This window comes from Streptomyces sp. NPDC005302, from assembly GCF_040607345.1.
Lineage (GTDB): Bacteria > Actinomycetota > Actinomycetes > Streptomycetales > Streptomycetaceae > Streptomyces.
The window spans coordinates 84,827-93,181 of sequence record NZ_JBEXGN010000027.1 but is presented as its reverse complement, the minus strand read 5'-3'; the positions used below and the strand labels follow the sequence as shown (position 1 = coordinate 93,181).

The 8,355-nt window shown below is 68.9% G+C and carries 13 protein-coding genes; 9 read left to right on the top strand and 4 right to left on the bottom strand.

Annotated features, from left to right (window positions below; translation table 11 throughout):
- Positions 1–223: 223 nt before the first annotated feature.
- From ABZT74_RS30525 to ABZT74_RS30515, 3 genes are all read right to left on the bottom strand, one after another.
- A complete protein-coding gene (locus tag ABZT74_RS30525) occupies positions 224–1,474 on the bottom strand; it encodes a site-specific integrase (RefSeq protein ID WP_356440265.1) in 1,251 nt (416 codons plus the stop codon).
- On the bottom strand, positions 1,438–1,887 hold the full coding sequence (locus ABZT74_RS30520) for an ImmA/IrrE family metallo-endopeptidase (RefSeq protein ID WP_355884610.1): 450 nt from the start codon (positions 1,885–1,887) through the stop codon (positions 1,438–1,440). Before ABZT74_RS30520 ends, ABZT74_RS30525 begins: the two co-directional genes overlap by 37 nt.
- A 209-nt stretch (positions 1,888–2,096) precedes the next feature.
- Positions 2,097–2,633, bottom strand: a complete 537-nt coding sequence (locus ABZT74_RS30515) for a hypothetical protein (protein ID WP_355884608.1) — start codon at positions 2,631–2,633, stop codon at positions 2,097–2,099.
- Between the two features lie 176 nt (positions 2,634–2,809).
- Between ABZT74_RS30515 and ABZT74_RS30510 the strand changes: the two genes are divergently transcribed.
- The 7 genes from ABZT74_RS30510 (at position 2,810) to ABZT74_RS30480 (ending at position 7,065) form a co-directional block, all read left to right on the top strand.
- Positions 2,810–3,055 (top strand): helix-turn-helix transcriptional regulator, encoded by a 246-nt coding sequence (locus ABZT74_RS30510; RefSeq protein WP_267052384.1) that lies wholly within the window; start codon positions 2,810–2,812, stop codon positions 3,053–3,055.
- On the top strand, positions 3,036–3,320 hold the full coding sequence (locus tag ABZT74_RS30505; RefSeq protein WP_323179454.1) for a helix-turn-helix domain-containing protein: 285 nt from the start codon (positions 3,036–3,038) through the stop codon (positions 3,318–3,320). Before ABZT74_RS30510 ends, ABZT74_RS30505 begins: the two co-directional genes overlap by 20 nt.
- Before the next feature lie 147 nt (positions 3,321–3,467).
- Positions 3,468–4,046, top strand: a complete 579-nt coding sequence (locus ABZT74_RS30500; RefSeq protein WP_356440262.1) for a sigma-70 family RNA polymerase sigma factor — start codon at positions 3,468–3,470, stop codon at positions 4,044–4,046.
- Complete coding sequence (locus ABZT74_RS30495) at positions 4,043–5,089, top strand: BN159_2729 family protein (RefSeq protein WP_356440259.1); 1,047 nt, start codon at positions 4,043–4,045, stop codon at positions 5,087–5,089. The genes ABZT74_RS30500 and ABZT74_RS30495 overlap by 4 nt, the downstream gene beginning before the upstream one ends.
- On the top strand, positions 5,086–5,697 hold the full coding sequence (locus ABZT74_RS30490; protein WP_356440256.1) for a hypothetical protein: 612 nt from the start codon (positions 5,086–5,088) through the stop codon (positions 5,695–5,697). The genes ABZT74_RS30495 and ABZT74_RS30490 overlap by 4 nt, the downstream gene beginning before the upstream one ends.
- The gene (locus ABZT74_RS30485; protein WP_356440253.1) at positions 5,694–6,308 is read left to right on the top strand and encodes a hypothetical protein; all 615 of its coding nucleotides are present in this window, start codon (positions 5,694–5,696) and stop codon (positions 6,306–6,308) included. Before ABZT74_RS30490 ends, ABZT74_RS30485 begins: the two co-directional genes overlap by 4 nt.
- Before the next feature lie 295 nt (positions 6,309–6,603).
- Positions 6,604–7,065, top strand: a complete 462-nt coding sequence (locus ABZT74_RS30480) for a VVA0879 family protein (RefSeq protein WP_356440251.1) — start codon at positions 6,604–6,606, stop codon at positions 7,063–7,065.
- Between the two features lie 89 nt (positions 7,066–7,154).
- Here ABZT74_RS30480 and ABZT74_RS30475 read toward each other — a convergent pair whose 3' ends face one another.
- Complete coding sequence (locus tag ABZT74_RS30475; protein WP_356440249.1) at positions 7,155–7,415, bottom strand: hypothetical protein; 261 nt, start codon at positions 7,413–7,415, stop codon at positions 7,155–7,157.
- Between the two features lie 16 nt (positions 7,416–7,431).
- On the opposite strand from ABZT74_RS30475, the gene ABZT74_RS30470 reads away from it, so the two are divergent.
- Together ABZT74_RS30470 and ABZT74_RS30465 are read left to right on the top strand one after the other, a co-directional pair.
- Positions 7,432–7,899 carry a hypothetical protein gene (locus tag ABZT74_RS30470; RefSeq protein ID WP_356440241.1) on the top strand — a complete coding sequence of 156 codons (468 nt, stop codon included), beginning with the start codon at positions 7,432–7,434 and terminating at the stop codon, positions 7,897–7,899.
- A complete protein-coding gene (locus tag ABZT74_RS30465) occupies positions 7,899–8,219 on the top strand; it encodes a WhiB family transcriptional regulator (protein ID WP_356440238.1) in 321 nt (106 codons plus the stop codon). The genes ABZT74_RS30470 and ABZT74_RS30465 overlap by 1 nt, the downstream gene beginning before the upstream one ends.
- Positions 8,220–8,355 lie beyond the last annotated feature (136 nt).

Here is an 8,355-nt window from a genome sequence, read left to right as displayed (position 1 = left end):
GGGGTGGAGTACCCGACGTACCCGGCTCCGGCGGCCTGACCCCGCCGGCGGGACCGCGGTTCGCCGTCCGGGCAGACGGGACGGCGAACCGCGGATCACGGGCCTGACCAGCAGAATCGGCAGGCCTCCGACACACGCGAAGGGCCGCCGCCCGTGCTCCGGGTGGCGACCCTTCATGATCGGCCGAAAGGCGAGGGAGTTCTGAGGGGGTTTCCGTCCCGCCCTACGTCTTACGCTCCAGCCAGGCATCCATGGCGGTGCGACCCCGCATCCCATTGTCGGGCATGAAGTGCGCGTACGTCTCCAGTGTGATCGTGACCGACGCGTGGCCCATCCAGTGGGACAACGACACCGGGTCCTCGCCCGCGGCGAGCTGCACGCTGGCGTACGTGTGGCGCCACCGGTGGTGCATCATCTCGCGCGACGACTCCCATCCCCACGATTCGTCCTCTCTGCGCGCCGCGATGAGGCCGGCGGCCGCCAGGGCCGGCTTCATCGTCCTCTCGTTGAAGCTGCCGGGGCGGATCCGGTGCTTCCACCGTGTCGTGACCAAGAGTCGGACGGCCGCCTTCTCCCGGCCGCCGTTCCCCGGCCCCTGCCACGGCAGGGTCACCTTGATCGCTGGAAACTCTTCCTCGTACTCGGTGAGGCGCTTGAGGAAGTCCGGGGAGAGGGGGACCTGGCGCTCCTTCCGGTTCTTCGGCAGCTTGAAGTAGGCGGTCTTCCCGTCCTTGCTCCACTGAAGTTGCCGACGAACGTTCAGAACCATCTGATCTTCGTCGATGTCGTCGGGACTGAAGGCGAAGGCCTCGCCCTGGCGCAGGCCGGCATGCAGGCCCAGCTTCGCCACCATCTTGTACCGGTCGATCATCGCGTCCTGGATGGCGTGGGCCTCGCTACTGGTCCAGGCCCGCGCCTTGGTATCCCCCGCGGCCTGCGGTCGGACTCCCCTGCTCGCGGCCCTGCACGGGTTCTTGACGATGCGCTTCCCTGCCGCCGACTTGAAGATGGTCGAGAGGTGCGTCCAGAGCACTTCCTTCGTGGTGTCGGCGAGCGGTCGAGCCGCCAGTTCCTTCTTCCAGGCTATGAGGTGGGAGTCGCCGATGAGGTACATCGGCGTCTGGCCCAGAGCCGTCTCCACGATGTGACGGCGGATCTTGCCTTCCATGGTCTCGGCGGTGGTCTGGTCGTAGTCGCAGCCTGGCCACCACTCGCTGGTGATGTAGTCGCCGAGGAGGATCTCGCCTTCGCGGTCGTCGACGAACTCTCTCTTCTTCGTCTCCGAGATCGCCTTGATCTTCCAGTCCTTGGCCTCGTCCAGCGTCTCGAAGCTGCGCTTCTTGACTCCGGGGATGCCGCAGACCCGGTACCGCTTCGTCTTGGAGCCCCACAGCTCCGTACGCTCGCGCTTGCCGGTGACCGGGTCCTTGCGCTTTTTCAGCCAGCGATCCTCGATCCACCCAGTGGACGCCACGGCCAGCCCTCCCCTCTCAGATCTTGAAGGCGGACCTCCAGCAGACGCTGTGTCACGTGGAGTGCCGCGGCTGCGGTGTGGGGGTCGCCGGCCCACTGAGCAACTCTGGCGAGGTCCGAGATGCCAACCAACTTGCGGGCGGCGCGGAGGTCAGCGCCGCGTTCCTGACGGATCCTCGCAATCGGATTGGAGCATTCAGCATCGTCGGCGTAGACGTGCTCCAACTCGTGGGCCAAGACGCATCGTTCCTGCACCTCGCTCAACCCGGAGGCGATGACAATCCGTTGACAGTCACGCGACCAGACCCCCCAGGTATCGCGCAACCATGTCCGTACGACAGTGATGCGAAGGTCATCGAGGATCGCGGCGGGCGCGTAGTCGAGACCGGTGGCAAGCAACTGAACTGCGGACATGCGCCCCCCAGGGAAGTGGACGAGTGGGAAGCGCGTCGGATGTTCATGTTTACCTGATCACCCACAGGTACGGGAAGGAAACGGTAGGAAATCTTTCATCTGACTTCACACCGGTGTGAATCCATGCACCAACCGCCAACCCGGGCGATTCGGAGACATGACGCCAGACGGAGTGACAGACCACCACATCCGTTCAGGGGTTGGACGAGTCAGCGGTGGAGTGCGTCGCGAATTCGCGCAGCGTCGTCCACCGGCACACCCTCGCCCGCAGAATGCGGTCGGTACGCAGCGAGGGTGTAGCCACGGCCATCCGTCTTCACCGCGGCCAGGATCTCCTGGACGAGCTCGTCGAAGTTGTCGCGGAGTCGCGACGGCGCTCCGAGACCGGCAGCCGTCCGACTGAACTCGTAGACGCCTGGGACAAGTTCGAGCAGGTGAGCGCGTGAGGGATCTCCAGCCTCCACCGCAGCCGCTCCCTGGAGGACGAAGCTCGGGTCTTCGCCTTCCAGGATTCGGTCAGTCCAACCCGGCTGCCAGCCAAGGGCAGCGACCGTGGGTTCCAGCGTGGGGCGCTTGGTCCGCCGCTTGGGCGCCGGCCCTTCCTCGAGAGTGCCAATGCTTCGCGAGGACACCTGCACGCCGCGAGCACGGACGCGATCCGCGAGCTGCTCGCGAGTGAGGCCTTGACGTTCTCGGTCCGCACGGATGGCGCGGCCGAGCGTGGCCCACACCTCGGGGTCATCCATCGGGATCTCCGCTCACATCACAGGCAACGCCAGGAAACGACAGGAAACAAATCTACCGCTCCGACACGCGGTGCCGACAGGCGTGTTTGCGCCTCCGACCTGCACCTTCATAAACTTTCCAGTTCTTTCCACTGCATCTCTTGCCTCAGGGAAGAATCTTTCTTAATCTTTCCACTGTGAAGGCGAACGGAGACACCATCCGGCGCAGTCGCGAGATGTCGGGCTACGGCCTGACGGAGTTCGCCGAGACCGTCGGAATCTCCGCCTCGTACCTGTCCCGGATCGAAACAGACAAGGCCAGCCCCAGCCCCGGCGTCGTGAAGAAGATCGCCGTCCAGCTCCGTAAGGCACACGGAGCCCGGGCTGCCATCGCTGAGATCACGCAGAGCGAAGAGGCAACTGATGACAAGCCCCCCGAGTAAGGACGACCCGACCCACTTGACCGTGGCCAAGCTCGCCAAGCGGTGGCACATGAGCAAGAACGCCGTCTACGTGGCGCGCCACCGCGGCAAAGCCCCCCGGGGATTCAAAAGCGGGAAGACCGTCTTGTTCCCGCTCGCGGAAGTCGAGGCATGGGAGGCGGAGCGAATGGCCGCTGACAGGCCTTCGCATCGCGGAACGACTGTCGAGCACCGGCCGCCCGAGCGCGCTGCCCGCCGTGGCCGCCCCTCCGCGGCGCGTGCTTGACGCAGCGGAGATCGCAGAGCCCCCGGGCACCGCCGATTCCGCGGCGATTGACGTACGCGGGGGCCGCCCCAGGCCGGGCCATGGCCAAGAGGCAGCCCCTCGCATCACAGACCACCACAGTTCATCTACTCATGAACGGAGAAGGCCTTGATCACTGAGGCTAACGGGGCAACCCCCTCCAGCGACACGAGAGAACCAGCCCTCATTGCTCTCGCACTCGCAGGCGACCGAGAGGCGTTCGGCCAGCTGTACGCGGAGCACCACCCCGCGGTGCTCGCGTTCGTGTACCGCCGGGTACGCAACCGGCAGGTCGCCGAGGACATCACCGGCGAGACCTTCCTCAACGCCTGGTCGAAGATCCACACCTTCACCTACCGCGGTGTCGGGTTCGTCGGATGGCTGATCACGATCGCGCGGAACAAGGTCATTGACCACTGCAAGAGCTCGCAGCGGCGGGAGTTCGGCGTCGCGGACATGCTCGGCTTCGACGAAGACCCCACGGTCAGCACCGAGGAAGTCGTGCTGCTCAGCCTGGACGAGGACGAAGTACGCGAGGCCCTCACGCGGCTGATCCCCGCACAACGCGATGTCATCACCTGGCGCTTCCTGAGGCAGCGCAGCGTCGCCGAAACCGCCCAGGCCATGAACCGGTCCGAGGGTGCGATCAAGACTCTCCAGAGCCGTGCGATGACCTCCCTGCGCGACCGGTTGGGGGTGGCGGCATGACGACCACACCCACCACCGCGCCCGAGTCCCGTACGACGGTCGAGACCGATCTCGCAGACGGCCTCACCCGCTTCGCCAGCACGTTCGTCTCCGAACTGCACGCGCAGGGCCGCCTGGTGGAAGCCGGCGGCGCCGGGGTCCTGGAGCGTCTACGGACGCAGATCGAGGCTCGCCACGGCCGATCCGAGGCGTACCTCGTGGCCGTCGACACGATCGTCGACGACTGCGGATACCCGAGCGACGTCGCCACCAGGATCGTCCAGGCCCTGCAGCGCCGGGGGCTCATCCCCGGCGAAAACGGCCCGGAGCCGCAGCACGAGCGCACCCCGGACCCGACACCGCTCTCGCCGGCATCGCGCGGATCCATCGTTGTTCGTCTTCCCGACCGGGAGACCGCCAGCCGCGCTGCCCAGCAGGCGCCCGCGGTACTGACACCGGTGCGAGTGGAGGGTGCCGTACCGCAGGTGCGCCCCTCCGCTGCCGGTACCGCGCGGCCCAGCGACTGGAACCCGGCGGCCGCAAAGGCAGTCACGGTGGCTGCGTCCCTGCAGATCGCGCACGCCGGGCGCCTGGAGGTTACGCACCTCGAGGCCGACGGCGAGCGAGTGTCTGTCGTCATCCAGGCCGCTTCCCTGAGGGATTGGGAGTACTGGCTGGCGGCGATCGGCGCGCGGGCCGACGTCCCGACGAAGACCGTCGACCGCGCACAGATTGCGGCCGGGACCTGTGACGGCGTCGCCGTTCACCTCACCGCTCACGACGTCCCGGAGCTCCTGGCCGAAGCGCGTGACGCGGCAGGTGACCCCTTCTACATGTGGGGGCGGATCTACGACCTGTCGTGCGGCTTCCTCGACCAGCACGACCGCGTGTGGGTCCACCTGGGGCTCCGCGACGACCAGGGCATGCCCCTGATGCTGCTGCGAGGCGGGGACAGTACCCAGTACCGGCTGGGCTCGATCGTCGTGGAGTGCGGCCCCCTGACGGCCATCGACATGCCCTCGCAGGCCGCCCCGGCCGCCGACGCCGCAGGGGGCAGCGCATGATGCCCGTTCGCGACCTCTACCTCGGCTGGCAGCCCGCTGCCCACAACGAGCCCTGCCCGGCCCTCGTCTGGGAGCCAGAGCTCCGCATCGACGAGGGCCACCGCGGTCGCCTCAACACCGGGGACCTGGTCCACGCCTGCCAGGCCGACGAGTGCGGGCACGCCAACGTCTACTCCCGCTTCACCGTCCGCCTGATCTGCAAGGGCTGCGGCGTTGTCCACACCATCAGCGGCGAGGACGTCGGGATCGCCTGCGACACCACCACCGTCATCGGCTACGGCCTGCCGCCCCAGGAGCTCGAAGGCCTCTGGCTGTGGCCCGGCGAGCAGGTCCTCCCCCACGTCGTCGACGAGCCCCGCGACTGGCTCATCACCCGCACCCCCAACCGGCCCCGGCGCTCGGCGGAAGTGGCTGGCCTCATCTGCCGCCATCGCACCGCCGGCGGCCACCTGCGCTGGCAGGCCAACGCCGTCGCCGACCCCACGGGCCCGTACGGCGACGACCAACTCCGATGGGCTCGCCGCCAGTCCGACCTCCGCTCCGTCGAGAAGGCCGCCGAGTGGATCGCCGCCCAGTACCAGCCTCAGCGCGTGGCGGTGACCGTATGACCGACACGGTGCAGGACTCCTACCTTGGCTGGCACGACCTCGTCCACGCCCCGCTGTGCAAGCGGCCGGTCTGGGAAGCGCAGACGCAGGCCGACGAGTCGGCCACTCGCGACGGCGCCAGCGCGACACCGCATGCGTGCGGCAACGAGGACTGCGACCACAGCAACCGCTTCGAGCTGACGGTGATCAGGCTCGTGTGCCGCTCCTGCGGTATGGCCCGCATTCTCGTCGGTGAGATCCGCTCGGAGAGCCACACCACCGTGGGGCGGATCGGCTACGGGTCCGCTCCACGCAAGGTGGGCAGCCTGCTCCTCCGGCCCGGACAGCCGTGGTTCCGCGTCGGCCGCATGCACGACGACCACCCGCACGACTTCCTCGTCACCCGGACCGGCGTGACGCACGTCGACCAGTCCGACGTCGTGGGCTGCATCTACCTCTGGAAGGGCAAGCTCGGCGCGGACACCTGGTCCGTCGCCGCTGTCCAGGACCCCAACGGCACCTTCGCGCCCGGGAAGCTGCGGTGGAAGCGGACCAAGGAGGGCCTGCGCACGGCCACGGCGGCGGCGAAGTTCATCGCGGCCGAGCTCGCCGCCTCGGACGGTGAGAGCTGATGCCGACCCGCGCACAGAGACCTCGACTCCCCGAGACCTCCGAGAAGCAGAAGCAGGCCGCGAAGGCATGGAACGGCGGCCTCACCGGCACGAGCTGTAAGCCCGTGCCGACGGCCGCCGTCCAGACCTGCCCCGTGGAGGCATGCGGCCTCCCGGCAACATCCCGCCGGCCCCCGGCCGCCGGGATGGTCCGAGTCCGCGGTGCCGCCGACGGAGCAGCCGCGCACTGGTACTGCCCCGGCCGCTGCGCCGCGATCGCCAACGCCCGCGCCGACCTTCGTACGGGAGGACATCGATGAGCTCCGAGTCCCGCACCCTCACCTTGGCCCAACTCCACGCCGAGGCCACCGGCAGATTCGGCGACGACCCCCTGCACTGGGCGTTCCAATGCCCCACCTGCAAAGACATCGCTACTGGCGATGACTTCAAGGCAGTTCTGGACGACAACCGGACTGCAGAGCAGCCGAAGCGGCGGGGGCGTCCGGTCATCTGGTCCGACGTCCTCGGCCGCGAGTGCATCGGCCGGTACCTCGGCGCCTTGAAGGGTGGCAGCTCGCCGCGCGGCTGCAACTGGGCTGCGTTCGGGCTGTTCTCCGGCCCTTGGTTCGTGACGATGCCGGACAGCGACCGGCACGCGCCGTCCTTTGCTCTCGCGCCGAAGCCGGCCGTCGCGCCGGCTTCGGCCGGGGCGGGTGCCGCGACGGCTGATGCTGAGTCGCAGCCGGAGCCGGCCCGGTCCGGAGGTGAGGGCTCGTGATCTGGCTCTACGTGCTCCTCGGGGCCGGTTGCGTCGGCGCGGTCGCGCTGATCCTGGCCCGCTCGATTGGCCGCCTCAGTGGCGATCAGCTACCCGACGACCCGTACGGGGACGACGGTCATGTCGAGGACGACGACCTCGAGTTCGAGGACGGCGGCCTGGACGAGGACCCCGTCGACCTCGACGACGCGGACGACGACCTGGACGCCGACACGGACGACGAGCCGCTCCGTGCGCCGTCCGGCCGCCACCCCGCTCGGGGTGCGTTCCTTCCTCCCGAGGAGCGGCGTGTTCCTCGGTATCGGGTCGCCGGTGGCGGACTGCTGCCGGGCCAGCGCGTCGCCAAGCACAGGAGGGGGTGACGTCGTGACCGCTCGCCCCACCTTCCGCATGGATGACATCGTGCCGCTGCTGCAGGCCGGCCTGAGTGACTCCGAGATCGGGCGCCGCCTCTTCCACAACCGCACTTCGATCGCTCTCGTACGGGAAGCCCTGCGCTTCCCGCCAGCCCGACTGGGGCCCGCGGTCGAGCCGCTGTCGGTCAAGTTCGTCCGGCACACGAAGTCGGTGGAGGGCGGCCACCTGCAGTGGGTCGGCCCGCGCACACAGGATCTGGTCCCCGTCCTCTCTCACGGCACCGCCAGGCGGCTCACAGCGCGCCAGGTCGCGTACCGGATGGAGCGGGGCCGTAAGCCGTCCGGGATCGTGAAGTCGGCCTGTGTGCACCCGTGGTGCGTTGCGCCGGCGCACCAGGCGGACGAGGTCGACCGGGACCGGGAGCGCTGCCAGGCTCCCCAGCTGGACGCCGCGAGCGCCCTCCTGGGAGGGCCGTGATGCCAGTACGGGAATGGGTGGAGGGCCTGCAACAGGGCTCCTGGGTAGTGGACGCCGCCTGCGCGGGCGAGTTCGCTCCCGACCCCGACGATTTCCACTCCGCCGTCCCCAAGACGGTGGAGGCCGCGGCCCGGTTCTGCGTCGCCTACTGCACGGTGCGCGTCGAGTGCCTCGAGTCCCAGATGAAGCACGAGGCGCGCGCCCGCTCCGGACGCCACGGGGTGTACGGCGGGCTCACCGCGGACGGCCGCAACGTGCTCGCGGCGAACCGCCGGAAGCAGGCGGCGCGGGAACGCGACGCAGCAGGGGTCGCCCCGTGAGGGCGCGCACTCGGCCTGACGGCCAGCCTCGCGGCCGCCGGATAGGCGCCGGCATCCGGTACAGCCTCCCCGCCGCCCGCATCAGTCCCCAGGTCCAACGGCCGGCCGAGGCCGTACAGACCCCGCTACGCGAGTA